Origin of the sequence: Olsenella sp. An188 (genome assembly GCF_002160255.1) — a bacterium.
GTDB classification, from domain to species: domain Bacteria; phylum Actinomycetota; class Coriobacteriia; order Coriobacteriales; family Atopobiaceae; genus Thermophilibacter; species Thermophilibacter avistercoris.
This window is the reverse complement of sequence record NZ_NFKF01000003.1, coordinates 14371-40355: the sequence shown is the minus strand read 5'-3', so window position 1 is coordinate 40355 and position 25985 is coordinate 14371. Positions and strand designations below refer to the sequence as shown.

Genomic DNA, 25985 nt, shown 5'->3' with positions numbered 1-25985 from the left:
GCTTTTCTCCCTTCTTCGTGCGCCCTCCCTTGCGGGGCGCCTTGTTTCCAACTGATTGCAGTATATTGGGTAAAACGATTTACCTTTCCGAGAATTGTCTTCGGGGCCTGATTTACTAAACCCTTACCCCGCGCTGCTCCCCCGGCGAGAAGAACGGCGCCCTCGCGGCCCGCACGCTGTCCTTGATCACCAGGCGCGGCTCGAGCACCCGCTCGACCGGGGCTCCCAGCTCCCCCGAGCCCTCCTCGGAGAGCCTCCGGAACAGGATCTCGAGCGCGGCGGCGGCCAGCTCGTCCACGTTCTGCTCGATCGAGGTGAGCGCCGGCTCAAAGAGCACGTCTGCCGCGGAGTTGTCGTAGCTCACCACGGAGTAGTCCCGCGGCACGCGCAGGCCTCGCTCGTAGAGCCGCTTGAGCAGCCCGAGCGCGATGTTGTCGCTGCTCGCAAAGACCGCCGTCGCGTCCGTGGCGAGAAGCGCCTCGGAGGTGGCGTAGGCGTCGGCGATGTAGTAGGCGCTCACGAAGACGAGGCCCGGGTCGGGCTCGACGCCCCACTCGGCGAGCGCGCGCAGGTAGCCGTCGAGCCGGCGGCGCCCCGTGTTGGACGAGGCGTTGACGATGCAGGCCACGCGCCGGTGTCCGGCCCTGAGCAGGTGGCTCGTCGCCAGGTAGCCGCCCTCCTCGTTGTTGAAGGCGACCTTGTCGCACGCGAGGTCCTCGATCAGGCGGTCGACCATGACGTAGGGCATGGGCAGGCTCGAGAGCGTCGAGGCCAGGGCGCGGTCCGCCGTCGGCTCATCCGAGGCAACGACGAACAGGCCGTCCGCCCCGCGGTTGGCAAGCAGCCGGACGAGCTCCGAGTCGTTGGTCGCGGAGTCGTCCGAGCTCGTGATGAACAGCGCGTAGCCCCGCTCGCGGCACCCCCGCTCGAGGCTGCGCGCAAATGACGAGAAGAACCTGCTCTCGATGTTGGGGACCACGAGCCCGAGCGTCTGGGAGTGCTGGGTCACGAGGCTGCGCGCTATCTGGTTGGGGATGTAGCGCTTGCGGCGCGCGACCTCCTTGATGCGGCGCCGGCTCTCGGCCGAGATCTTGCACGGCCGGTCGTTGAGCACGAGCGAGACCGCCGTGGGCGAGAGGCCCACCTCGCGCGCGATGTCCTTGAGCGTCACCTTGCCCGCCACGAGGCCCCCTAGCGCACGTTGGCGCGCCAGAGCTGCCAGAGGCCACGCAGGGTGAGCGTGTCGTCCACGCACGCCTCGTGGCGCAGCAGGGCCGCCATGGACGCGGCGCCCTCCCCGGTCAGCACGACCGCCGCCTGCCCGCCCAGCTCTGACGCGATCATGTCGAGCAGGCCGTCGATGCGGGCGACCTCGCCGAGCACCACGCCCGACTGCATCGCCGCGCGCGTGTTGCGCCCGACCACGCTGCCCGGCGCGCGAAGCTCGATGACCGGCAGGCGCGCCGCGGCCGCCGCGAGGGAGCGGGCGCCCAGGGCCACGCCCGGCGCGATGATGCCGCCCGCAAAGGCGCCGTCGGCGTCCACGACCTCGAAGTTCGTGGTGGTGCCCAGGTCCACGACGACCACCGGGGCGCCGTAGCGCTCCCGCGCGGCCACCACGTCCGCAACGCGGTCGGCGCCGACCTCGGACGGGTCGTCGTAGCGCATCCTCAGTCCGGTCCTGAGCCCCGGCCCCACCACGTAGGCGCGCCCGGGGCAGCTCGCCGCGAGGGCCCGGCGCCACACGTCGGTGAGCGAAGGCACCACGCAGGCGAGAATCGCGTCCTCGGGAACGCCGGAGCCCATCATCGAGAGCGCCTGCGCGACCTGCGCGCGGGCCTCGTCCGCAGTGAGCCGCTCGGGCGTGGTGAGCTCCCAGGTGCCCACGAGCTCGCCGCCCGCGAAGAGCCCGAGGCGCGTGGTGGTGTTCCCCACGTCAACAGCCAGGACGTTCTTCTCGCCGGCGCTTCTTGTCTCGGGATGGTCAGCCATCTCAGCTCCCGTTGGGCTCGTCTTGCGTGTTCTCGGATATACTCTAGCAGTCCGCAGTAACCCGACTCCCCGCTCAGGGGGAGCGGATATACGAAGGAGATCATATGAGCAAGTCTGGCTCGCGCACCGCGTGGCGCGAGCAGCTGAGCCCCGTTGGCCTTGCCATCGGGTGCGTCGGCTGCGTCATCATCACGGCGTCCTCGGTCTACACGGCCCTGAGGCTGGGCGCCCTCCCGTGGCCCACCATCTTCACGTCCATCGTCGCGCTGTTTTTGCTGCGCGCGTTTGGGCACCGCAGCCTCAACGAGGCAAACGTCACGCAGATCGTCATGTCCGCCGGCTCCATGGTCGCCGGCGGCCTCGCCTTCACCATCCCCGGCATCTGGATGCTCGGCCTCGCCGACAGCGTGAGCTGGGTTGAGATGCTCGCCGTGGCGCTCGCGGGCGCGCTGCTGGGCCTCGTGTGCACCGCGGCGATCCGCAGGCGCTTTGTGGAGGAGTCCGACCTCGAGTACCCCATCGGCACCGCCGCCGCGGAGACGCTGCTCGCCGCCAAGACGGGCGGGGCCACCGGCAGGCGCCTCTTCGGCTCGATGGGGCTGGCGGGCCTGTGGTGCGTCGCGCGCGACGCGCTGGGCCTCATGCCCTCGATCGTGGCGGCGCTGCCCGTGCCCGGCGTGAGCTTTGGCATCTACAATTCCCCGCAGATGCTGGCCGTGGGCTTCCTCGTGGGCGGCACGGCCGTGGCCTTCTGGTTCGCCGGCGCCGTGCTCGGCAACTTCGGGATCGTCGTGGGTGGCACGGCGGCGGGCCTCTGGGACACGTCCACGGCACAGGGCATCGTCTCGAGCCTGGGCATGGGCCTCATGATGGGCTCGGGCGTCGGGGTCGTCGTGCGCGACATCCTGCCCAAGGCGGCCGGCTACCTGCGCGGCCGCGGCTCGCTAAGCGGCGAGAGGGGCCCGCGCTCGCGGCGCGACCTCGGCGTGCTCGCGCTCATGGTGGCCGCCGCCGCGTTGCTCGTGTGCATGGCGCTCGGGCTCGGCCCGCTCGTCGCCGTCGTCGTGGTGCTTCTCGCCTTCGTGACCACGGTCATGAGCGCGCAGTCGGTCGGGCAGACGGGCATCGACCCAATGGAGATCTTCGGGCTGATCGTGCTTCTCGCCGTGGCCGCGTTTGCCGACGTGAGCCAGGTGCAGCTCTTCTACGTCGCCGGCGTCGTGTCCGTCACGTGCGGCCTTGCCGGCGACGTCATGAGCGACTTCAAGACCGGAGCCATCATCGGCACGAGCCCGCGCGCCATGTGGGTGGGGCAGGCCGTGGGCGCCCTGCTCGGGACCGTGGTCGCCGTAGGCGTGCTCGTCACGCTGGCGAGCGCCTACGGAACGGACGCGTTCGGGCCGGGGCAGATGTTCGTCTCCACACAGGCGAGCGTGGTGGCCACGATGGTCTCGGGCATCCCGAGCATCCCGGCGTTTGTGGTTGGCCTTGTGGCCGGCGTGGCGCTCTACGCCGCGGGGCTTCCGGCGATGATGTTTGGCCTTGGCGTTTACCTGCCGTTCTACATGTCGTCCACGGCCGCGCTCGGCGCGCTCGTCAAGTGGGCCTACGACCGCGTGCGCCGTGCTCGCGGTGGCGAGGACGCGGGTGAGGCCGGCGAGGAGAACGGGGTGCTCGTTGCGTCCGGCGTGCTCGGCGGCGAGTCGATCGTGGGCGTGATCATTGCGCTCGCCTCCGTCGCCGCGGGGCTCGCGGGCTAGGCGCGCCCGTGGGCGTGGCGCGGGGCTGCCTTACGCGTAGCGACGCGCCACGCCCACGGCCTCGTCGAGGTACCAGCCGCCGAAGAGCACGCAGTGGAGCAGCAGCGGGGCGAGCTGATGCAGGCCCACGCGCTCCCGCCAGCCGTCGGCGAGCGGCGATGCCTCGTCGTAGCCGCGCAGGACCTCCTCCAGGTACGGGTAGCCAAAGAGCGCGAGCATTGCCAGGTCGGTCTCGGCATGGCCGCCGTACGCCATCGGGTCTATGAGGACTCCGCCGGTCGGGGCGGCACGGTCCGCGTCCCAGAGGACGTTGCCCGCCCAGAGGTCGCCGTGAAGGCGCGCGCACGTCACGCCCGCCGCGCGCACGAGGCCGGGCTGCGAGGCGTCGAACTCCCCCGCCTCCAGCCGCGACGCCACGCGCTCAAAGAGCGCCAGCTCGGATGGGCCGAATTCGCCCTCGTCCACGAGCGTGCGCACGTAGTTCATGATCCGGTACTCGGCGAAGAAGGCTCCCCAGCGCGACGGCGCGTCGTCGCGCGCGACGTACGGGGTTCGCGCACGGCCGCACCAGGGCTCACCCTCCCAGCCCTCCGGCGCGCATCCCAGCCAGGGCGCCCCGGCAGCGTGCGTCCGGGCAAGAGAGGCGCCGATGCGTCGCGCCGCAGCGGCCGTGGGCGCCCCCGTCGCCACGTGCTCCTCCACGAGCTCCTCGGCGCTCACGCTCAGAACGCGCACGACGCGGATGCCGCCCGCAGCCTCGGCCTCAGCCAGCCAGCGCAGCGCGGCCGCCTCGCCGGGCAGGTTGTCCCCGAACCCCGCCGTCTTTGCAAAGGTGTCCGCCACCGTGCCCTCCCATCCACGATCAGGGCGCCGCGCCGTGCAATTTGGACCTTCAGTCCATGAAAACGCGACTCGCGTGTGCAATTATGCCTCTCAGTCCATGCGTTTTCCCGGTCTGAACCGGCTTCCATCCGCGTTTTCCCAGTTGGATATATAAACTCCTGAATCTCTTTCTGCTTAGACGACCATTTTTGCATGGACTGAGAGGTCAAACTGCACACGACACCAGCGTTTACATGGACTGAAGGGCCAAACTGCACACAATGCCGACGCCGCGCCCGGCCCTCGCGGGCCATCACGTACAATACTTGCTCAACGCAACCACCGAAAGGACTGCTATGGCCACCATCAACTACCAGACCGCGCGCTTCGAGGCCTCGTACGGTACCGTGGCCCAGCTCCCCGCCTCCACCACGCCCGAGGTAGCTGTGGCGGGGCGCTCGAACGTGGGCAAGTCCTCGCTGCTCAACAAGCTCTTCAACCGCAAGGGGCTCGTCAAGGTCTCGAGCACCCCGGGCAAGACCGCAAACATCAACTTCTTTGACGTCGACGGCATCCGCTTCGTCGACCTGCCCGGATACGGGTTCGCCAAGGTCTCGCAGAGGGAGAAGCAGCGCTGGGCCGACCTCATCTCCGGCTACTTTGCCCAGGAGCGCAGCTTCAACCTCGTGATCGCGCTCGTGGACATCCGCCACGACGCCCAGAAGCTCGACCACGAGATGGTGGGCTTCCTGCGCGAGAGCGAGCTCCCCTTCGTGGTGGCGCTCACCAAGGCGGACAAGCTCGGCCGCTCGAAGCAGACGCAGCAGGCCGCGACCATCGCGCGTCAGCTCGGCATCGACCGCGAGCAGGTCGTCGTCACGTCATCGGAGACCGGCCAGGGCATCGACGAGCTTCGCCGTCGTATCGCCGAGGCCTGTCTGTAACGCGTAACGGCCGCCAAGCGCAGGTACCGCTAGATCGCGAGCACGCCCAGGTGCTCGAGCAAGATCTTGACGCCGATCAGCACGAGCACCACGCCGCCCACGACGCTCGCCGGACGCTCGTAGCGCGCGCCGAAGAAGTGGCCCACCGCCACGCCCCCGAACGAGAAGGCAAAGGTCGTGAGCCCGATCAGGCTCACCGCGGGCACGATGTCAACCGCGAGCGCGGCAAACGAGATGCCGACCGCGAGCGCGTCGATCGAGGTCGCCACGGCAAGCACGAGAAACTCGCGCAGGTCGATGCGGCTCGTGTCCTTGCAGCCACAGTCGTCCTCCCCCTCGTGCGCCGCCTCCCAGAGCATCTTGCCGCCTATGAACGTCAGCAGCACAAACGCGACCCAGTGGTCAACGGGCGCGATGACACCCATGAACTGGCTGCCCAGCGCCCACCCGATGAGCGGCATGAGCGCCTGGAAGCCGCCAAAGAAGAGCGCGAGCACCGCCGCGGTGCGCAGGTTGAGCCTTCGCATCCCCAGCCCCCGGCAGATCGAGACGGCAAACGCGTCCATCGAGACGCCCACGGCCACCAGCAGCAGCTCGACGATTCCCATGTTGTCCCCTCTCCCGCCGGGCGAACCCGGCTCCGTCAAACAAAAAACTCGCGGCAAGGGCCCTCTACCTCCCTTGCCGCGAGTCTCGTTGATTAAGGCACGCCAGGCCAAAGGCCAGCATGTTGACGCGCCGCACGCACCAGGCGTGCCACTACTCCCTCGTGGAGCCGCATCATACCACAGCCGTCGTGTTTCCAGCCTGAAAACCACCTTGCCGGCGCCTTGCACTCCACCCAACTAAAGCGTATATTCCTCCCTACGCTTTAGCAAAGTAAAGCACCTAGCCGAGAAGAACCTCGTGGAAGGAAGCCCCATGATCACCAGAAGGTCGTTCGTCCTCTCCTCGCTCGCCTCCGCATGGCTGCTCGCCGCCGGCACGCTCGTCGGCTGCGGTGGCACCCCCTCCTCCGACGCCCCCGCCGACTCCGCGGACCCCTCCGCCGAGGCCGGGACCGGCGCCGTCGACACCGGCACCCTCATCGTGGGCTTTGACTCCGCCTACCCGCCCTACGGCTACGTGGGCGACGACGGCGAGTACACCGGCTTCGACCTCGAGCTCGCCGCCGAGGTGGCCTCCCGCAACGGCTGGGAGGTCCAGTTCGAGCCCGTGGACTGGGACGCCAAGGACACCCTGCTCGACAGCGGCGCCATCAACTGCATCTGGAACGGCTTCACCATGGAGGGGCGCGAGGAGGACTACACCTTCTCCGACCCCTACATGCTCAACGCCCAGGTCGTCGTCGTGCGCGCCGACTCCGGCATCTCGGGCTTTGGCGACCTCTCCGGCAAGGCCGTGATCACCCAGGTCGACTCCGCCGCCTACAACGTGCTCGCCGGCGAGGAGGCCACGCAGGCCGACCTCGCCGCCACCTTCGCCAGCCTCGAGACCATCGGCGACTACAACACCGCCTTCATGCAGCTCGAGTCCGGCGCCGTCGACGCGGTGGCCTGCGACCTGTCCATCGCCGCCTACCAGCTCGCCGCCAACCCGGACGCCTACGTCCAGCTCGACGAGCCCCTCTCCGAGGAGCACTACGCCGTGGGCTTCAAGCTCGGCGACGACGCCACCGCGAGCACCGTGAGCGACACGCTGCGCGCCATGGACGAGGACGGCTTCGTCGAGCAGCTCTGCGAGAAGTACGCCGACCAGGGGATCTCCTACGAGAACTGGTGCCTCGAGTAGACTCCTCCCTCCCCGTTCCTCCCAGTGGGCCAAAGGGGTCCGTCCCCTTTGGCCCACCTCCCTGAAAGGACCAGCGTGGACATACTCACCATGACCGGGATGCTCGCCGAGGGGTTCCTCGTCAGCCTGCAGATCTTCGCCCTCACGCTCGTGGGGTCGCTGCCGCTCGGGATGCTCGTCGCCTTTGCGCGCATGAGCAGCTTCAAGCCGCTGGCCCTTCTCGCCCGGTTCTACATCTCCATCATGCGCGGCACCCCGCTCATGCTGCAGATGTTTGCGATCTACTTTGTCCCGTTCTACGTGTTTGGCATCCGCCTCACCACGGACTCCAAGTGGTACGCCACGATCGTGGCGTTCGTGGTCAACTACGCGGCCTACTTCGCCGAGATCTACCGCTCCGGCATCCAGTCCATCCCGCGCGGCCAGCACGAGGCGGCCGAGGTCCTCGGCTACTCGCGCACCCAGACCTTCGTGCGCATCGTGCTGCCGCAGGTGGTCAAGCGCATCATGCCCGCCATGACCAACGAGGTCATCACGCTCGTCAAGGACACCTCGCTCGCGTTCTCCATCGGCGTCATCGAGATGTTCACGGTGGCCAAGCAGCTCGTGGCGAGCCAGGTCTCCATGGTGCCGTTCGCCATCGCCGCGGCGTTCTACTGGGTCTTCAACCTGCTCATTGACGCCCTTGCCGGCCGCATCGAGAGAAAGCTGAGCTACTACCATGACTGACGTCGAGAAGAACGCGGCACGCCCCGTCGTCTCGCTCGAGCACGCGCGCAAGAGCTTCGGCGAGGCCGAGGTCCTGCGCGACATCTCGCTTTCCGTCAGCCCCGGCGAGGTCGTCGCGATCATCGGCCCCTCCGGGGGCGGCAAGTCCACGCTGCTGCGCTGCCTCACCCTGCTCGAGCGCCTGGACGACGGAAGCCTCTCCTACGGCGAGCTCCCCGTGGCCTCAGGCGGCGCGTACGGCGACAAAAACGCGCTCGCCGCGGCCCGCTCCCGCTTTGGCCTGGTGTTCCAGAGCTACAACCTGTTCCCGCACTTCTCGGTGCTGCGCAACGTGATGGACGCGCCGGTCTGCGTGCAGGGGCGCCCCCGCGAGGAGGCCGAGGCCGAGGCCCGGGCTCTTCTCGCCAAGATGGGGCTCGCCGGCTGCGAGGACAAGGTGCCCTGCCAGCTCTCGGGCGGCCAGCAGCAGCGGGCGAGCATCGCGCGCGCCCTGGCCATGCACCCGCAGATCCTCTACTTCGACGAGCCCACGAGCGCGCTCGACCCCGAGCTCACCGCCGAGGTGCTGCGCGTCATCAAGGAGCTCGCCGCCGAGAGCATGACGATGGTCGTGGTCACCCACGAGATGGCCTTCGCCCGCGAGGTGGCCGACCGCGTGATCTTCATGGACGGTGGCGTCATCGTGGAGCAGGGCAGCGCCGAGCAGGTCATCGACCACCCGCGCGAGGCCCGCACGCGGGCGTTTCTCGCCCAGCGCGGGGCCTAGCGACAATCTACCCTGCCCTACTCGTCACGTCACTCCGCGGACTTGAGGGCGCCAACCATGTCGATCCGGTCGAGCGAGCGGTTGGTCATGAGGTTCACGAGCACCGTGAACACAAAGGCGAGCGCCGCCGAGATCACGTACGTGAGCGGGTCCACCACGACGTCGAAGTACAGCGACGGCATCCGCAGGATCCACGTGAGGCTGCGCGCGAGCGCGTAGCCGAGCGGCAGGCCCGCCACCACGCCGATCGCCGTGAGGATGAGCGTCTCCTTGTTGATGTAACGGTGCACCTCGGCGCGCTTGAAGCCGAGGACCTTGATTGTGGCGAGCTCGCGCTCGCGCTCGGAGATGTTGGTGTTGGAGAGCGTGAACACCACCGTGAAGGAGAGCGCCGCCGCCAGCACGATGACCACGTAGACCACGGTGTTGATGAGCGTGAACGCGCTCGAGAAGTCGTTCACGAGCTTCTGCGTTGCCGAGACGGACAGCAGGCGGCCGTCCTCGGTGAGCCCCTCGGCATACGAGATCTGCTCGTCCGCCGAGCCCGTCAGGTGGGCGAGAAGCGCGTTGGGCTCGAGCGACGTCCCAAACGCCTCCTCGTAGGCGCTCTCGCTCATGTAGACGGCGTCGCCGAGGTAGCTCACCCCCACCGCGCCGACCTGCGCGCTGCCCGTGGCGAGCGTGGAGTCCTGCAGGCTGATCTCGTCGCCCTCAGCGAGGCCCATGACCTGCTCGAGGGCCTTGGTCGCCACGACGCCCGTGGAGCCGAGGTCGATCTCGTTGCCCGCGGCGTCGCGCAGGCTCACGTACGCGGGGAGGTCAACGCCGTCGGGCACCACGTAGAGCTGGGCGCTCTCCTTGGTGTCGCCCCACGTGACGGTCACGCTGTCCACGTAAATCCGCGCGAGGTCGCCGACCTCGTCGCCGGAGAGGAGGTCGTCGGTCACGACGGCGAGGTCGTCGGACGTCGTCACCGCCATGAGGTCGTAGCGCATGACGCCCTCGTCGCCGTACTGGCGAGGCGAGAGCGAGAGCACGGTGTCGCGGATGCCAAAGCCCGTGACGAGCAGCGCCACGCAGCCCGCGATGCCAAACGTCGTCATGAGGAAGCGGCGCTTGTAGCGCAGGAGGTTGCGCGCCGTGACCTTGTTCAGGAAGCTGAGCCGACGCCACACGGGGCCAACGTGCTCGAGGAAGATGCGCGAGCCGGCCTTGGGGGCCTTGGGCAGCATGAGCTCTGCCGGGGACTCGCGCAGCTCGCGCCAGCAGGTGACGAGCGTGGCACCCACGATGCCCAGGGCGAAGAGGGCCGTGGCGCCGAGCGCCCAGAGCGCGTCAAAGCCGTAGAGGAAGCCGGGCAGCGCGTACATGGTCGAGAAGATCGTGAAGATGATGGCTGGCAGCACCACGAAGCCGAGCACGTTGCCCACCAGACCGCCGACCAGGCAGGCCGAAAGCGCGTAGAGCGCGTACTTGGAGAGGATCTTCCCGCGCCCGTAGCCGAGCGCCTTGTAGACGCCGATGAGGCCGCGCTCCTCCTCCACCATACGCGTCATGGTGGTCAAGCTGATGAGCACCGCCACCACGAAGAAGACAACCGGTATCACCGTGCCGATGGCCTCGATGGACGAGGCGTCGGAGTCGACGCTGGCGTAGCTCGAGAGGCTCGAGCGGTCCTGCACGTACCAGGTGGCGTCGGGGATGTCCTCCACCTCTGCCCGCGCGTCCGCGATCTGGTCGAGCGCGTCGGCGCGCTCGGACTCGTAGGTGGCACGCGCCTCGTCGAGCTCGTCCTGACCGCTCTCGAGCTGCGCCCAGCCGTCGGCGATCTGGGCGAGCGCGCTCGAGCGCTGGCTGGAGAGCTCCATGGCACCCGCGTCGAGCTCCGCGCGGCCGGCGTCGATCTGAGCCTGCCCCGCGGCGATCTGCGAGCGCGCGTCGACGAGCGCGTCGTAGCCGCTCTGGGCCTCCGCGAGCTGCGCCTCGCCGGCAACCACCTGTGCCATGCCCGAGCCGAGGCCGCCCATTTGGGAGAGCATGGCCCTGAGCGACGTGAGCTGACCGACGATGGCGCTCGAGTCCATGGAGAGGATGTCCCGGATGGCCTGGCGAAGCTCCGGGCTCAGGCCGTCGAGGATCGCCGTGATCTGCTGGCGAACGTCCTCGGGCAGGCTCTCCCAGCCGCGCTCCGCGTCCGGGAGGGACTCGACGAGGGCGATTATCTGGTCGATGGCGGCGGTGCCGTCCGTGACGAAGCCGGACAGCCAGGAGTCCACCGTGGCGGCCGCGGCGTCGCGCTCGGCCTGCGTGGCAGCGGAGCCGATCTGGGCCCACGCGTCCGCAGGCCACTCGTCCCCCGCGAGAGAGGAGATCATCGTGGCCGTGGTCTCCAGGCTCGTGCGCGACGAAACGAGCGTGTCGTGCGTGGAGGAGAGGGCCGCCGGGATGCCGTCCACCGTGGTCCCCAGGCCGGAGGCGATCTGCGCGAGGCCGTCCTCGACCTGCGCGCTCTGCGCGTCGAGCTCGGCCTGCGCGGCGTCAAGCTGGGCGTACCCGTCGTCAATCTGGGCCTGGGCTTCGGCGAGCTCCCGGTGCGCCTGGCTCTCCTGCTCGGAAAGCTCCGCGCGGCCGCTGTCGAGCTCGGCCTGGCCGTCGTCAATCTGGGCCTGGGCGTCGGCGAGCTCGGAGAGCGCCTCGGCCTCCGCCTCGTCCACCTCTGCCGTCGCATCGGCGCGCAGGCCCTCGCCGCGCGCCCGCTCGCGCTCGGAGCGCGCGTCCTCCACGCCCTGGTACACCTCGTCGACGATGTCCTCGTACTCCGCGGAATAGCACAGGGGCGCGTCCGCGCCCTCCACGCTCAGGTAGGCCACCGTGTAGGTCTGCTGGTCGTTCACGCACTCGGGCAGCACGAAGAACGAGTACTGCGAGCCGCCGCTCGAGCGGAAGGACATGGTGCCCTCGCCCGCGTTGATCTCCATCGGGTCCAGGACCACGGCGATGATCGTGTACTCCTTGCGCTCGAAGACCTCCGTGGCGCCGTCGGTGCCGTCGTCGGCCCCGTGGAAGGTGACGGTGTCGCCCACGTAGAGTCCGGAGTCCTCCAGGAAGCGCTTGGTCACCGCGATCTGGTCGTCGCGCTCGGGGAGGTGACCCTCGAGCACCGCCGGCTCGTTCATCCCGTCCGGCGAGAGCGCCTTGACGTCGACCTTCTCCGAGGCGGAGCCGACCGTGGTGTAGACCGTCTCGACCCAGCCGCCCTCGGCGGCCTCCACGCCCGGAAGCGCGGCGAGCGCGTCCACGTCCTCGGAGGTGAGGCCGAGCGTGGACTGCACCCGCACGTCAAAGAGGTTCTGCTCGTCAAAGAAGGCGTCTGCGGAGGCGCGCAGGTCAACGCAGGCGGCGCGCAGCCCCACGAGCATCGTGACGCCGAGCGCCGTGATCGTGGCGAGCGCGACGAAGCGCTTGAGGCTCCCGCGCATCGTGCGCAGGATGCCCCTGCCAAAGGCGCTCGGGTTGTTGCCGCGCCCGACCACGCGCTACCACTCGATCTCTGCGATGGGCTTGGGGTTGTCGTTGACGGTCATGCTCGTGACGCGCCCGCTCTTGAAGCGGATGAGGCGGTCCGCCATGTCGGCCAGGGCCGCGTTGTGCGTGACGATGATCACCGTGATCTTCTCGGAACGGCACATGTCCTGAAGGAGCTGCAGGATCTGCTTGCCCGTCTGGTAGTCGAGCGCGCCCGTGGGCTCGTCGCACAGCAGCAGCTTGGGGTTCTTGGCCAGGGCGCGCGCGATGGAGACGCGCTGCTGCTCGCCTCCGGAGAGCTGCGCGGGGAAGTTGGCCAGGCGCTCGGACAGGCCCACCTTGGCGAGCATGTCCGTCGGATCGAGCGAGTCCGGGCAAATCTGGGTGGCCAGCTCGACGTTCTCGAGCGCCGTGAGGTTGGGCACGAGGTTGTAGAACTGGAAGACAAACCCCACGTCGGCGCGACGGTACAGCACGAGGTCGTTCTCGCTTGCGTGGCTGATGTCGCGCCCGTCCACGCAGACCGTCCCAGAGGTGGCGCTGTCCATGCCCCCGAGGATGTTGAGCGCCGTGGTCTTGCCCGCGCCCGACGCCCCCAGGATGACGGCGAGCTCGCCCTTCTCGACGACGAAGCTTGCGCCGTCCAGGGCGTTTATCTTGGTGGACCCCGCGCCGTAGCTGCGCACGACGTCAGAGAACTCGATGTAGGCCATCACAGCTCCGATTACTCGACAACGTGTTGTCTAACCGGAAGTATACTGGCACCAGGTCAACGGAGCGTGAACCTCTCGACACGCGGGCCGCAATTGTCGAGCACTCCTTGGCACGTCCACAAATCTGGGGGCAACCATGAAGAAGCAGCCGCAGGTCACCGAGCAGACGCGCGCAAACCTCCGCGAGGCGTTCTGGAACCTCTACGCCGAGCGGCCGATCGAGAGAATCTCCGTGCGCGAGATCACGGACCGCGCCGGCTACAACCGCGCCACCTTCTACCTCTACTACCACGACGTCTACGAGGTCCTCGAGGAGATCGAGGACGCCCTCCTAGGAGGCCTCGCCCGTCTGGTGAACGACCGCCTGCTCCAAGGCGACAGGCTCGACTTCTCCCAGCACATGGGCCTCATCCTGCAGCTCGCCCAGCGCTACCGCGGCTACTTCGAGGTGCTCATCGGCGAGAAGGGTGACCCCACGTTCTCGCGCCGGTTCAAGGAGGTGGTGGCCCCGCTGCTCGAGCGCTTCGTGCTGCCGTCCGAGGGCCTCACGCAGCAGGAGTCCCACGTGCTGCTCGAGTTCTACCTCTCCGGAATCGTCGCCGCCGTGAGCACCTGGCTCTCGGAGCCCGACCCGATGTCGATTGACCAGCTCATAGACCTCATCGTGCGCGAAGTGCTGTAGCCCAGGCGCCGACCCGTGCGCAATCCGTGCAATTTGGCCCTTCGGTCCATAAGATGGGGGGGTCGGCGTGCAATTTGGCCTCTCAGTCCATGCGATTCCGGCGTCCGCGGCGGGCATCGCTGAAAAATATGCATTCCAGGGCGAGTTTCTCCTGTTGGCGGCCGCATTATATTCATTTCTATTTTTATTTTACGTCCTGGGGAGCGAAATCGCATGGACCGAAGGCCCAAACTGCACTCGGGCCCCGCGGATTCATGGACCGAAGGACCAAATTGCACAGCTCGGGGCCCGATGCGACCTACTCCCTACGGAAGAACGCGAGCGCGATGGCGTTTGGCCCCACGTGCGTGCCCACCGTGGCACCCACGGAAGTGATCGGGAGGTCCTCCTCGGCCACCTTGTCCTCCCAGATGGCGCGGTTGTCCTCGAGGTACTTGCGCAGCAGCTTGTCGGAGAGGCCCGAGTAGCCGATCAGCACCGGCATCGTGAAGTCGATGCCATTCTTCTCGACCTCCTGGTGAAGCAGGTTGCGGCCGTTCTTGGAGCCGCGGGCCTTGCCCAGCATCACGACCTCGCCGTCGCGCACCCCGACCACGGGCTTGATGGAGAGCAGCTCACCGATGGCGCCAACGCTCTTGGGGATGCGCCCGCCGCGCTTGAGATACTCGAGTGTGTCGAGAAGGGCAAGCAGGACCAGGCGCTCGCGGGCGGACTCCACCATCGAGGCAACCTCGGCAGCGGTGCGGCCCTCGTCGACCAGGCGCAGCGCGTACTGGACGAGGATGCCCTGGGCGATCGTGACGTTCTTGCTGTCGACCACGTGCACCTCGGGGTAGTCGGCGGCAGCGGTGAGCGCGCTCTGGTAGGTCCCGGAGAGGCCCGAGGAGAGCGTAATCACCACGGCCTCGTCGCCCGCCGCGCGGACCTGCTCGAAGATCTGCGTGTAGGCGTACGGGGTGGCCTGGCTCGTCTTGGGCAGCTCGTCGCTCTCGATGAGCAGCTCGAAGAAGCGGTCGTTAGTGAGGTCGACGCCGTCGGCGTAGGTGGTGTCGCCAAAGGTGATGCTGAGCGGGAGCACCGTGAGGCGCGCGTCGCTCGCGTCGGGGACGTCGAAGCCTGAGTCGGTGATGATGCGGACTGCCATGTCTGGTCTTTCCTTTCCTCGTGCCCGGCGGGCCTAGTCGCGAGCGATCTGCCTCAGACGGCTGAGGATGACGTTGAGCGACTCGTACATCTGGGCGCGCTGCCTCACGTCGAGCACGCGCCCCGTCTCTTCAAGGACATCTTGGATGATTCCCTCGATGGGCCGGGCCACCTCGACGCCCTTCTCGGTGAGACGCACGGGGACTCGGTATCTGGTCTCCTCCCCGCCGGCAGCGGTCTCGACGAGGCCGTCGGCCTCGAGGCGCGCGATGGTGCGCGACATCGCGGCGCGGCTCACGTCCACGAGGCGCGCGAGCTCCGAGCCCGTGAGGCCCTCGTGGTTCTTCGTGAGGTAGTAGAGGCACATGACGTCCGCGCCCTTGAAGCCCAGGCGCTCCGCCTCGGAGGCCTTGATGCGCTGAATCTCCTTGTGCAGGGCGTCGATGAGCCCCACGAAGTCCTCGAAGCGAGTGTCCTCCCGCACCGAGTCCCCCTCTCACCCAAACTTGTTGACGAGTTAACATGATAGAGGAACGAGGGTCCCCGGACCGACCGTCACGTGATAAGCACAAGCGCGGACAGCGGGGCCGCCAAGGAACGCGATGTCGACCGCGGCCAAGGGGCGCGCGCCACCGATTCCCAAGCGCGCCAAATCACGCCGTGGCGTCAAGAATGGAAGCGGCGCGTCGGCCAAAGTAGCCGCCGAGTCAGAAATCATCGATTGTGTGGCATACATTTGATGATAAGGACTACCTGACATAAAAAATGTCCCACACAACCGAGAAAAAATCCATTTTGGAAAAACGTCCGTGATTAGCGGCTCTTCTCGCCAGCAGGCATAAATTGTTTGTCACACAATCCGGATTCTGATACGAAAACGGCACCTTGGAAAGCGCAAGGTATCAACCCCCCACACAACCTCGAAAAGCTGGCGCAGGCAGCAGCTGGCGCAAGCAGCGGCATGGCACAGACGCCCGAGACCCTTCCGGCTGCAAGCAATGGCGTACGGCACCATGCCGCCCGCCCTGCGCCGCACAGTCACGCAACCCAAACAACCGCGGCCTGCTCACGCATGAAGCCACAGCTCGGCAGGGAGCAAGGACGCCGAGAAGAACAGCGGCGCTTCTCGGCAGCGCATAGCGCCAAGCCGCCCCCGACAAACGCCGCGGCCCGCAATGCACCGGGGCGCATCGCGGGCCGCAGGCCGACAAAAGACGAGGTCGAGATTGCCAACCTAGTTTGAATAGAACGAACCCATGTAGCGAATGTACTCATCCTCGGTGTGGTTGGCCTTCCAGTCGTGCACGGAAGCCTTGTTACGCTCGCCTGCGATGACGGAGAGCTCTCGGCCGAGCTTCTCGAAGGCCTCGTCCACAACCTCCTCGGGCGTCTGGGCAATCTTCATGACCGCCTCGCCCTGCGGGCCGCCCGGCAGGTTGGAGAGCAGGCTTGGGGTGAGCGTGGTTCCCAGCGTGATGACCTCGACGTCCACGCCGGTGTTCTCGCACTCGCAGGCCACGGCCTCGGTCATCTTGAGGATGTAGGCCTTGCCGGCGCCGTACTGCCCGTTCCACGGAGAGCTCGAGACGCCCGTCATGGAGGAGACGTTGATCACGGCCCCGCGGTCCTGGGCGGCGAAGATCTTCATGTAGTGGTAGAAGCACTTCATGAAGGTGATGACGTTGACGTTGATCATCGCCTCGTGCTTCTCCCACGGGGTGTCCTGAATCTTCCCAAAAGAGTGCAGGCAGGCGACGTAGCTCATGAAGCCCATGTCCAGGCCCTCGGTGGCGGCAAAGACCGTCTCGGCCGCATCCGGCTGCGAGAAGTCCGCACGCACGACCTTTGTCTTGACGCCATAGGTCTCCTCGATCTGCGCGGCGAGCTCGCGAAGCTTCTCCTCGCGGCGGCCCACCATCACCACGCTCATCCCACCGGCCGCGATCTTCTCGCAGAAGGCCTTTCCGACACCCTCGGTGGCACCAAGGATGACGCCCCACTCACCGTACTTCTCGCGCAGGCTCATGCGTGCTCCTCTCTTTGCCCAACTGGTCACACGAGCATCTTAGCGAGAATAACCAGCAGCTCAGGCGGGCATTTCCCCACCGATGGGCCGAGACGTTCCGCCGACGCGGGCACATGGGCCGGCCGGGCGTGTACAATCGTTGCACAGGTAACGCAATCGCGCCCCACCATCTGACGCCGATTCCCCCGATTGTTTCCGCGAGAAAAACTTCCTTGCGCGACGCGTCCCGGACGCGTATCTTGTCCACCAACACCAACCGCCGCCCCGCGGCAGACCGATGAGAGGAGCGCACACCATGACCAAGACCGTCGTCCGCAACGCACGCACGTCCATGAACTGGTGGTGGCGCAACTTCTCCTCGCTCGGTCGATGGTGAGTCTCACGCGCCATACCTCTTGCGCCTGAGGGGCTCCCGGAGGACCGGGGGCCCTTTTTCGTAGCGCAGCCATCGAACGCAGGCAAGACGCCCCAGGCACCATTCCAGCCAAAACCTTCACCGAAAGGAACTCACCATGTCCGAGAACACCACCGCCGCCCGCACCGTCGTCTCCGTCGACCGCGGCAAGCTCGACGTCCAGGCCCTCGTCCTTCTCGCCGTGCTCCTGGCCGCCGGCTTCATCCTCAACTTCACCGTGGGCCGCATGATCTCCAGCATCTCCGGCGGCCTCATCAGCCCCGAGTTCATCATCTCCGCGTTCTGCCTGACCATCCTGGTGGTGCGTCCCAACGTGGGCCAGGCCCTGATCATCGGCCTCATCTCCGCCGCCGTCATCCAGCTCACCACCACCTCGCCGTTCGTCGACTTTGCGGCCGAGGGCATCGCCGCCATGCTCATGGCCGTCATCGTGCGCGCCGGCATCGAGGGCCCGGCCAAGCGCTTCGTCCCGCTCGTGGGCTCCTTCGTCACCACCGTGGTCTCCGGCGCGGTCTTCATGCTCATCCGCATCGCCATGGTCGGCGCCGCCTCCGAGCTCGCCGCCGCGATGCTCCCCGTGGTGGTGCTCACCGCGGTCTTCAACGCCATCCTCGTGAGCGCCCTCTACCTGCCCATCCGCAAGGCGCTCGGCCTGAGCGACTAGCGCGGGGCCGCCCGCAGACCAACGTCGGGGCGCCGGCCGGGAGGTCGACGCCCCTCACTCGGAAAGGACCCCCGCCGCCCATGAGCTCGCCTGCCATCATCCGACTCGAAGACGTCTCGTTCTCCTACGGGGACCGGAACGCGCGCGCCCTCGACGGCATCTCGCTCGAGGTCTTCCCCGGCGAGTTCGTGGGCGTGACCGGCCCCTCGGGAGCCGGCAAGTCCACGCTCGCCGCGGTGCTCTCGGGCGCGGTGCCGCACCACTACCGCGGCCGTCTCTACGGCGCGGCCCTCGTGGACGGCCACGACACCTGCGAGGTCAGCCTCACCGACATCGCTCGCACGGTGGGAAGCGTGACGCAGGACATCGACGCCCAGATGGTCGCCTCCGTGGTCGAGGACGAGCTGCTCTTTGGCCTGGAGAACTTCGGCGTCGACCACGACCAGGTCGAGGGCCGGCTCTCCGGCGCGCTCGAGACCGTGGGCATCGCCGAGCTGCGCGACCGAGAGATCGCCACGCTCTCCGGCGGCCAGAAGCAGAAGGTCGCCGTGGCCGCGATCCTGGCCCTGCGCCCGCGCGTCCTGGTGCTCGACGAGCCCACCGCCGCGCTTGACCCGGCCAGCTCCAAGCTCATCTTCCAGACGCTCTCCCAGCTCAACCGGGACGAGGGCATAACCGTGGTGGTCATAGAGCAGAAGGTTGCCCTGCTCTCCGAGTTCTGCAGCCGCGTCCTCGTGATGGACGGCGGCCGCCTCGCGCTCGACGGCACCCCGCGCGAGGTCTTCGCGCACGGCTCCGAGCTCAGACGCATGGGCGTGGACAGCCCCCGGGTGGCGCGCGTCTCAAACAGCCTCGCCGAGCACGGCGTCATCGAGCCCGGCCCGCCCTGCCTCAGCGTGGGCGAGGCCGAGGAGCTCATCCGGGGCCTTCTCGCCGGGCGGGGAGAAGTGCCTCTGCCCGCGGCAGACACCGCGCCATGCGGCGCCGCCCCGGGCACCACCTCCTCGCAGGCCTCGCCGCACGCGCCCGTCCCCCGCCAGGCCGAGCCCGTCCCCGCCCCCGTGGTGGAGCTGCGCGACGTCGGCTTTGCCTACCCCGGGTCCGGCGACGGCGTGTCCCACGTGAGCCTCACCGTGCGACCCGGCGAGCTCGTGGGGGTGGTCGGGCAGAACGGCGCCGGCAAGACCACCCTCACCAAGCTCCTCAACGGGCTGCTGCGCCCAGCGTCCGGCGAGGTGCGCGTCGCCGGGATCGACACGCGCGAGGTCCCCGTGAGCCGCATCGCCGCGCATGTGGCCACCCTCTTCCAGAACCCCGACCGCCAGCTCTGCAAGGACACCGTACTCGACGAGGTGGCCTTTGGGCTTGAGCTCCAGGGCGTCGACGGCGACGAGGCGCTCAGGCGGGCAGCCGCGGCGGCCGAGCGCTTTGGCCTGCCGGCGGGCGAGTCGCCCTTCTCGCTGTCGCGCGGGCAGCGGCAGATGGTGGCGCTCGCCTCCGTGGTGGTGATGGAGCCGCAGGTCGTGCTGCTGGACGAGCCCACGAGCGGCCTCGACTACCGCGAGTGCATGACCGTCATGGAGACGGTGCGCGAGATGGCCGAGCGCGGCTGCGCCGTCATCATGGTCTGCCACGACATGGAGGTCGTCTCGGACTTTGCCGAGCGCGTGGTGGTCATGGCCGGGGGGCGCGTGCTCGCGGACGGCCCCGCCGCGGAGGTCTTCTCGCGGCCCGACGTCATGGCGGCTGCGAGCGTCGAGGCGCCTCAGGTGGCACAGCTCTCCCGCGCGCTGGCGCGAAGCACGTCCGCGGAGTTCGCCGGCATCAGCCAGGTGTCGGGGATCGTCGACCTTGTTGAGGAGATGGTGCGCCCGTGACGAGCGTCATCGACTACGTGCCCGGGAACACGCTGCTTCACCGGCTGAACCCCGTGACCAAGCTCGCCGTCGCCGCCGCGCTGATCGTGGCGACGCTGCTAGCCGACACCTACCCGCTGCTCGTGGGCCTCATCGTGCTGACGCTGGCGCTCGGCGCGTACGCGGGGGCGCTGCGAAGGCTGGCGTCGCTGCTCAAGGTGCTGGTGCCGCTGGCGGTGATCATGCTCGCGCTCCAGACCGCCGTGGTCCGCACCGGCGCCCCGGTCGCGGCCTGGGTCACCACGGACGGCCTGGTCACGGGCTCAAAGGCGTGCCTGCGGCTGCTCGGCGTGGCCATGCCGCTGATCTTGATGCTCTCCGTGACCAAGATGGGCGACCTCGCCAACGCCTGCGTGGAGGTGCTGCACGTGCCGTACCGCTACGCGTTCACGTTCACCACGGCGCTGCGCTTCGTCCCGGTGTTCAGCCAGGAGATGACCGCCATCATGGAGGCGCAGACCGCCCGCGGCGTGGAGTACGACACGCGCAACCCCTTCCGCAAGCTGCGGCTCATGCTGCCGCTGTGCGTGCCGCTGCTGGTGAGCTCCGTCGGAAAGACGGACGCCACCGCGCTCGCCGCCGAGCAGCGCGGCTTCTACCTGCGCACGCGCGAGAGCTGCTACAAGCGCTACCCGCTCGTCGCGCGCGACTGGTGCGCGCTCGCGGCCTGCGCGGCACTCGTCGCGGTGGGCGTGGCCCTGTAGGGTCACGCGGCGAGAAGAACGTGCGGGTTGCGGACGGTTCTTCTCGACAGGACGTCCGGAAGCCGCACGTTGTCTGGGTGCGTGCAGGTTGCGGACGATTTCACGGCCCAAACCGTCTGGAAGCCGCACGTCATCCGCTTACGTGCAGGTTGCGGACGATGTGGAGGCCCAAACCGTCCGCAACCTGCAAGTAGTCTTAATTCGTGCTGTCCGCGGTCGTTTTTACCTAAAGGACCGTCTGAAACTCGCGCGTTTCTCGGACTCCAGACAGGTCGTCACGCCACCGCAGACGTCCCGGCTAGTCATCGTCCCAGTCGTCATCGTCGTCGTCCCAGTCGTCATCGTCGTCGTCCCAGTCGTCGTCCGCGTCGTCATCCCAGTCGTCGTCCGCATCGTCCCAGTCGTCATCGTCGTCCCAGTCGTCCGCGTCGTCCCAGTCGTCCGCGTCGTCCCAGTCGTCCCGGTCGTCAGCGTCGTCCCAACGGTCGTCGGCGTCGTCGTAGAGGTCGTCATCGTCTCGGTCATAGCTGTTGTCGCGCCAGTCGTCCCAGTCGTCCGCGTCGTCCCAGTCGTCGTTGCCGTCGATGTCCGCCTCAAGGACCTTGCCCGTGCGCGCGTCGACCTCATACTCGTACTCGACGCCGTTCGCAACGAACCCCATCTCGTAGACGCCGTCATCAAGCTCGTACTCGTGATCGTTGAAGGTCGCCTCCGTCAGGCCAAGCTGGGAGAGGACGATGTCCTTTGCGGCGTCCAGACCAATGTAGCCGCGGTCATCGAGCTGGTCGGTGGACACGGCGAGCGCGTCGGACTCAAGGCCAAATCCGTTGACCGTCGTGCGCACGTCGTCCTCGATGCCCCGGAGGAAGTCGTCGCCCGGGTACGCCGATCCCTGCTCGAGCTTGACCACCACGTTTCGGTCGTGCCCGTCAACGGTCTGGTCGAAGTAGCCGTCCTGGTAGATCTCTCCCACGAGCTCCGAGACCACCTCGCGAGCCTCCCGGCCCTCGTATCCCGAGTAGTCTCCCACCACGCTTCGCCCGTCGTCGTTGACCCCCTCGACCTCGGTGACAAGACCCTGGTCGTCGTAGTCGACCTCGATCTCCGGGTTGACGCTCAAAAGCAGCGTTCCGGCCGTCTGGACCTGCGCGGTCCCGTCGTGCGTCGCCTGTCCCTGCTGGGTGCCCGACCCCGCGGCGCCACATCCGCCCAGCGTCGCAACAAGAGCCGCGCCCGCGATTGCGGCGACCAGGATGCCCCTCGTCCTCGTGTTCCTCATGACGTCCTCCTCGTTGTTCGGGGTACTTCCTTCCCTTGCAGTGAGAGGTTGCGTAGGCGAGGATCAAGAAATCGGGGTCGTCAGAAGATTTTTTTCTGACAGCGAGAAAAACCGGCCGTCGTCGCAGCTCTAGTCGTCGTCGGCCTCGTCCCAGCCGTCGTCGGCATCGTCATCGTCCCAGTCGTCGGCGTCGTCATCGTCGTCCCAGCCGTCGTCGGCGTCATCGTCCCAATCGTCATCATCGTCGTAGGTCGTGGTCGGAGACGAGGGAGCTGACGGAGCCGGCGTGCTCGCCTCGGGCTGCGTCGCCTCGGGCTGTGTCTTCTCGGGCTCGGCCGTCGTCACGGGCGGCGCAATCTCCACGACGATGTCCTGGTCAACCGTAATCGCCCCGTCGTCCGCGTCCTTCTCGCCAGCAGATGCCGAGCCCGTCACGTTCACGCGATTGTCGAGGTGGACCTCAAGCTCCACGACAAGACGGTCCTCGGTCGCCACCCTCCACTCCTCGTCGTCGGACTCCACCGTCAGCTCGATTGTCCCGCCCTCGGCAAGGAACCCCATGCCCTCCGCGCGGGTCGCAAGGTCGTCGGAGACCTCGTCGACCGTGCGCCCGTAGTACGAGAAGCCGTCCGCCAGCTCGACGCCGTCCGCGTTGTCTCCCGTGAGGCTCACTACGCGGTCGAGGCGGTTCACCTCCATGCTCACGTCCGGGTTGATGCTCATCCGAACGGTCCCAACAGGCGTCTGCCACAGGGCAAAGCCCCCGACGAACAGCGCGCACAGGCACGCCGCGGCCGCGATGACGGCAGCCACCCGACCGCGCGACCTTCTTTGCGCCGGCGCCTTGAAGGGGATGACCTCGGCCCCATCGGCATCGTCATCAAAAACGATGACATCATCAACGCGCTGCCCCACCTCGTAGCCGAGGTTGGGGACCTTGACGAAACGCCCCTCCTCGTCGAGCGCCACGGCGTAGCTGTCGGCGCACTCCATGATCAGGTAGCTCATCTCGCGTCACCTCCCGCCGGGGAGACGATCCTGCAAAGGTGGCCGCGAATGATTTCGTAGCCGTTGGTGTAGGCAACGAGCAGCGCCACGAGGTAGCGACGATGGCGCTCGAGCGTCTTGCGGTCAACGCCCGACCCACGCGCGAGGTCCGACATCGGCAGCTTCCCCGTCTTTACGAGCCGGTCGAGAAGGGCCTGGTCCTCGCGGGCATACGCAAGGGCGCGCTGGCACGCCTCGAGCGTGCGGCGCTGACGGGGGCAGTTTTCCGCCACGTCGGTAAGGGCGATGCCGAGCCCCTCGAGCTGCCGCGCGAACTCGGCAATCTCCTCCCTGCTCGCGCGGCGTGCGTCACTCTCGGCAATCTCGTCTCGCTCCGAGGCGAGCTCGTCCACGAGGGCCCGCCCCGGGTCCAGCTCGTCCCCGCCACGCCGCTCGTCGAGAGAGTCCACGTCTGCGTGGCGACGCTCTCGCCGCCTGAAGTCTATCAGGCGATTTCTTATACTCAGCGACGCAAGGGGAAGGAAGGCCCCCTTGGACCTGTCGTATGCCAGCACCGCCTCGTGAAACGCGAACATGGCTATCCCCAGCTCGTCGTCGTGTCCCTCCCGCGGGGGTCGGCCCATGAACTTGGCCGTCTCCGCCTTGATGAACGGCAAGTAGTCGCGCACCAGGGCGTCGGCGGCCCGGGCGCTATCCCTGGCCGCTCGGACCCGAGCGACTATCTCCCTCTCCTGCCTCAACGCATCCCCTCCGCTATAGGGTGCGCGCAACGCCCGCCCGTTTTCGGGGTCGCGCGGAAACGGACACGCAGACAAAGGTATCGGGCCGGCCGGCTCCGTGTGTAAGCTCTTGGTAAGCTGCGGCGAAAGGTCCCTCGTGACCGACTCGGACGCGGGGGGCGACGCCTGAGAGGGTCGCTGTGGGGGGCCGCGCGGCGAGAAGAACGTGCGGGTTGCGGACGGTCCTTCTCGGCAGGGCGTCCGGAAGCCGCACGTTGTCTGGGTACGTGCAGGTTGCGGACGGTTTCACGGTCCAAACCGTCCGGAAGCCGCACGTCATCCGCTTACGTGCAGGTTGCGGACGGTCCCACGGCCCAAACCGTCCGCAACCTGCAAGTACCCGACGGCGCATCCCTCCGTCCGGTCCGAGGCGCATAATGGGGCGAGAAGAACCGTGACCTTGGGAGCCCCATGACCTCACCCGCACCCACGCCCCTCGACGTGCTCAGGACCACCTTCGGATACGGGTCGTTCCGGCCGCACCAGGCCGAGATCGTCGACGCCGCGCTCGCCGGTCGCGACGTGCTGGCCGTGATGCCCACCTCGGCGGGCAAGTCCATCTGCTACCAGGTGCCCGCGCTTGTGCTCGCCGCGCGCGGGACTGGCCTCACGCTCGTGGTCTCCCCGCTCATCTCGCTCATGGCCGACCAGGTAGGGGCGCTGCGCCAGGCGGGCGTGGCCGCGAGCTTCCTCAACTCCACGCTCGGCGCCTCCGAGCGCGCGAGCGTCCTGCACGGCGTGGCCTCGGGAGCGCTCGCGCTGCTCTACGTGGCCCCGGAGCGCCTGGACGACCCCGCCTTCCTGGAGTGCGTCTCCGCGTGCGGCGTGGGCCTGCTCGCCGTGGACGAGGCCCACTGCATCTCCCAGTGGGGCAACGACTTCAGGCCCAGCTACCAGCGCATCATTGACTTCGTGGACCGGCTGCCCGCGCGCCCGCCGGTGATGGCGCTCACGGCCACGGCAACGCGTGCGGTACGCCGGGACATCCACGAGGCGCTGGGACTTCGCGACCCGCTCGTGGTTCTCGCCAGCTTTGACCGACCCAACCTGAGCTTTGCCGTGGCCCGCCCGCACGGGGCAGCCGAGAAGGACCGCACGCTCGTCGCCTTCTGCCGGCAGCGCGCCGAGAGGAGCGGAATCGTCTACTGCTCGAGCCGCCGGGCCGTGGAGGAGGTCTGCGAGCTGCTGCGCGACGAGGGGCTTCTCGCCACGCGCTACCACGCCGGCCTCACGCCCGAGGAGCGCGAGCGCAACCAGGACGACTTCCTCTACGACCGCAGTCGCGTGATGGTAGCCACCAACGCCTTTGGCATGGGCATCGACAAGTCCAACGTGAGCTACGTGGTCCACTACAACCTGCCGCTTTCCCTGGAGAACTACTACCAGGAGGCGGGGCGCGCCGGCCGCGACGGGACGCGCGCCGAGTGCCTGCTGCTCTACTCCCCCGGAGACGTCCACACCGCCGAGTTCCTGCTGTCGCGCAGCGAGCCGCGCGAGGACCTCACGCTCGAGCAGCGCGCCGTGCTGGCCGAGCGCGACGCCGAGCGCCTACGCCAGATGGTCTTCTACGCAACCACGACGGACTGCCTGCGCGCCCACATCCTGCGCTACTTTGGCGAGGAGGCGCCCGCGTACTGCGGGAACTGCTCCAACTGTCTCACGGACTTCGAGGAGGTCGACGCCACCACGGACGCGCTCAAGGTGGTGAGCTGCGTGGCGCGGATCGCCCAGCGCGGGCGGAGCGCGGGCGCGGCGACGGTCGTGGACGTGCTGCGCGGGTCGCGCGGCGAGAAGGTCCTGCGCCGCGGCTTTGACACGCTCTCGACCTACGGCATCATGGCCGACGTGCCGGCGCGACGAGTGCGGGCCATCCTCGACGAGCTGGTGTTTCGCGGCGTTCTCGCGCGGACGGCCGGCGACTACCCCACGATCGAGCTCACGGAGGCATCCGGCGCGTTCCTGCGCAGGGAGGCGCCGTGGGACGAGCCGTTCATGCTCAAGGTCGCCCGCGGAGAGCCGCGGGTGGCCCGCATCGCCGCCGCGCCGGACAAGACGCGCGCGGCCACGGACGTCGCCGAGCTCGACGAGCTGGGGAGGGCGCTCTACGACGAGCTCTCCGACCTGCGCGGCGAGCTCGCGCGCGAGCAGGGCGTCCCGGCCTACTTCATCTTCAGCAACGCCACGCTCGTGGACATGTGCGCCAAGCGGCCGCACGACGTGGACGGGCTGCTCGGGGTCTCCGGCGTGGGTGCCAAGAAGGCCGAGCGCTACGGCGAGCTCTTCCTCGCGCGGATCGCCGAGGCCACGGGGGCCGGAGCGTGAGGCCG

Annotated in this window: 22 protein-coding genes; 10 read left to right on the top strand and 12 right to left on the bottom strand. The window is 68.0% G+C overall.

Translation table 11 applies throughout. The features are described 5' to 3' along the window. Window positions 1-115: 115 nt before the first annotated feature. Together B5F23_RS04260 and B5F23_RS04255 are read right to left on the bottom strand one after the other, a co-directional pair. Window positions 116-1183: a LacI family DNA-binding transcriptional regulator gene (locus B5F23_RS04260; RefSeq protein WP_087352135.1), complete on the bottom strand. Its 1068-nt coding sequence runs from the start codon at window positions 1181-1183 to the stop codon at window positions 116-118. Window positions 1184-1191: 8 nt separating this feature from the next. Next, on the bottom strand, window positions 1192-1992 hold the full coding sequence (locus B5F23_RS04255) for a type III pantothenate kinase (RefSeq protein WP_087352133.1): 801 nt from the start codon (window positions 1990-1992) through the stop codon (window positions 1192-1194). 104 nt (window positions 1993-2096) lie between these two features. On the opposite strand from B5F23_RS04255, the gene B5F23_RS04250 reads away from it, so the two are divergent. Beyond that, window positions 2097-3752, top strand: a complete 1656-nt coding sequence (locus B5F23_RS04250) for an OPT/YSL family transporter (RefSeq protein WP_087352131.1) — start codon at window positions 2097-2099, stop codon at window positions 3750-3752. Window positions 3753-3782: 30 nt separating this feature from the next. Here the strand turns inward: B5F23_RS04250 and B5F23_RS04245 are convergent, their stop codons facing one another. Then, window positions 3783-4595: a fructosamine kinase family protein gene (locus tag B5F23_RS04245; RefSeq protein WP_087352129.1), complete on the bottom strand. Its 813-nt coding sequence runs from the start codon at window positions 4593-4595 to the stop codon at window positions 3783-3785. Between the two features lie 335 nt (window positions 4596-4930). On the opposite strand from B5F23_RS04245, the gene yihA reads away from it, so the two are divergent. Then, window positions 4931-5518: a ribosome biogenesis GTP-binding protein YihA/YsxC gene (yihA, locus tag B5F23_RS04240; RefSeq protein WP_087352128.1), complete on the top strand. Its 588-nt coding sequence runs from the start codon at window positions 4931-4933 to the stop codon at window positions 5516-5518. A gap of 29 nt (window positions 5519-5547) precedes the next feature. On the opposite strand, the gene B5F23_RS04235 is transcribed toward yihA, so the two are convergent. Beyond that, on the bottom strand, window positions 5548-6126 hold the full coding sequence (locus B5F23_RS04235; protein WP_087352125.1) for a manganese efflux pump MntP: 579 nt from the start codon (window positions 6124-6126) through the stop codon (window positions 5548-5550). A 313-nt stretch (window positions 6127-6439) separates the two neighbouring features. Here B5F23_RS04235 and B5F23_RS04230 point away from each other — a divergent pair, with 313 nt between their 5' ends. From B5F23_RS04230 to B5F23_RS04220, 3 genes are all read left to right on the top strand, one after another. Next, complete coding sequence (locus tag B5F23_RS04230) at window positions 6440-7309, top strand: transporter substrate-binding domain-containing protein (protein WP_087352123.1); 870 nt, start codon at window positions 6440-6442, stop codon at window positions 7307-7309. A 75-nt stretch (window positions 7310-7384) separates the two neighbouring features. Further along, window positions 7385-8038: an amino acid ABC transporter permease gene (locus B5F23_RS04225; RefSeq protein WP_241145790.1), complete on the top strand. Its 654-nt coding sequence runs from the start codon at window positions 7385-7387 to the stop codon at window positions 8036-8038. Then, complete coding sequence (locus B5F23_RS04220; RefSeq protein ID WP_087352121.1) at window positions 8031-8804, top strand: amino acid ABC transporter ATP-binding protein; 774 nt, start codon at window positions 8031-8033, stop codon at window positions 8802-8804. Before B5F23_RS04225 ends, B5F23_RS04220 begins: the two co-directional genes overlap by 8 nt. Before the next feature lie 29 nt (window positions 8805-8833). Here B5F23_RS04220 and B5F23_RS04215 read toward each other — a convergent pair whose 3' ends face one another. Further along, the gene (locus B5F23_RS04215; protein ID WP_241145789.1) at window positions 8834-12337 is read right to left on the bottom strand and encodes an FtsX-like permease family protein; all 3504 of its coding nucleotides are present in this window, start codon (window positions 12335-12337) and stop codon (window positions 8834-8836) included. Window positions 12338-12340: 3 nt separating this feature from the next. Continuing rightward, the gene (locus tag B5F23_RS04210) at window positions 12341-13042 is read right to left on the bottom strand and encodes an ABC transporter ATP-binding protein (RefSeq protein ID WP_087352119.1); all 702 of its coding nucleotides are present in this window, start codon (window positions 13040-13042) and stop codon (window positions 12341-12343) included. Between the two features lie 136 nt (window positions 13043-13178). On the opposite strand from B5F23_RS04210, the gene B5F23_RS04205 reads away from it, so the two are divergent. Continuing rightward, window positions 13179-13724, top strand: a complete 546-nt coding sequence (locus B5F23_RS04205; protein WP_087352117.1) for a TetR/AcrR family transcriptional regulator — start codon at window positions 13179-13181, stop codon at window positions 13722-13724. 298 nt (window positions 13725-14022) lie between these two features. Here the strand turns inward: B5F23_RS04205 and B5F23_RS04200 are convergent, their stop codons facing one another. The 3 genes from B5F23_RS04200 to B5F23_RS04190 form a co-directional block, all read right to left on the bottom strand. Beyond that, the gene (locus B5F23_RS04200; protein WP_087352115.1) at window positions 14023-14868 is read right to left on the bottom strand and encodes a DegV family protein; all 846 of its coding nucleotides are present in this window, start codon (window positions 14866-14868) and stop codon (window positions 14023-14025) included. A gap of 33 nt (window positions 14869-14901) precedes the next feature. Next, window positions 14902-15351, bottom strand: coding sequence for a MarR family winged helix-turn-helix transcriptional regulator (locus B5F23_RS04195; protein ID WP_087352113.1), 450 nt, complete (start codon window positions 15349-15351; stop codon window positions 14902-14904). Window positions 15352-16101: 750 nt separating this feature from the next. Then, window positions 16102-16893 (bottom strand): 7beta-hydroxysteroid dehydrogenase, encoded by a 792-nt coding sequence (locus B5F23_RS04190; RefSeq protein ID WP_087352111.1) that lies wholly within the window; start codon window positions 16891-16893, stop codon window positions 16102-16104. 512 nt (window positions 16894-17405) lie between these two features. Between B5F23_RS04190 and B5F23_RS04185 the strand changes: the two genes are divergently transcribed. From B5F23_RS04185 to B5F23_RS04175, 3 genes are all read left to right on the top strand, one after another. Then, window positions 17406-17972 (top strand): hypothetical protein, encoded by a 567-nt coding sequence (locus tag B5F23_RS04185; RefSeq protein ID WP_087352110.1) that lies wholly within the window; start codon window positions 17406-17408, stop codon window positions 17970-17972. 80 nt (window positions 17973-18052) lie between these two features. Continuing rightward, on the top strand, window positions 18053-19849 hold the full coding sequence (locus tag B5F23_RS04180; RefSeq protein ID WP_087352108.1) for an ABC transporter ATP-binding protein: 1797 nt from the start codon (window positions 18053-18055) through the stop codon (window positions 19847-19849). After that, window positions 19846-20592 carry an energy-coupling factor transporter transmembrane component T family protein gene (locus tag B5F23_RS04175; protein WP_087352107.1) on the top strand — a complete coding sequence of 249 codons (747 nt, stop codon included), beginning with the start codon at window positions 19846-19848 and terminating at the stop codon, window positions 20590-20592. Before B5F23_RS04180 ends, B5F23_RS04175 begins: the two co-directional genes overlap by 4 nt. Window positions 20593-20890: 298 nt before the next feature. Here B5F23_RS04175 and B5F23_RS04170 read toward each other — a convergent pair whose 3' ends face one another. The 3 genes from B5F23_RS04170 to B5F23_RS04160 form a co-directional block, all read right to left on the bottom strand. Further along, window positions 20891-21871, bottom strand: coding sequence for a PepSY domain-containing protein (locus B5F23_RS04170; protein WP_087352106.1), 981 nt, complete (start codon window positions 21869-21871; stop codon window positions 20891-20893). 129 nt (window positions 21872-22000) lie between these two features. Further along, window positions 22001-22879, bottom strand: a complete 879-nt coding sequence (locus B5F23_RS04165; protein WP_087352105.1) for an anti-sigma-I factor RsgI family protein — start codon at window positions 22877-22879, stop codon at window positions 22001-22003. Continuing rightward, window positions 22876-23619: a sigma factor gene (locus B5F23_RS04160; protein WP_087352103.1), complete on the bottom strand. Its 744-nt coding sequence runs from the start codon at window positions 23617-23619 to the stop codon at window positions 22876-22878. The genes B5F23_RS04165 and B5F23_RS04160 overlap by 4 nt, the downstream gene beginning before the upstream one ends. 450 nt (window positions 23620-24069) lie before the next feature. On the opposite strand from B5F23_RS04160, the gene recQ reads away from it, so the two are divergent. Next, window positions 24070-25980, top strand: a complete 1911-nt coding sequence (gene recQ / locus B5F23_RS04155; protein ID WP_087352101.1) for a DNA helicase RecQ — start codon at window positions 24070-24072, stop codon at window positions 25978-25980. Window positions 25981-25985 lie beyond the last annotated feature (5 nt).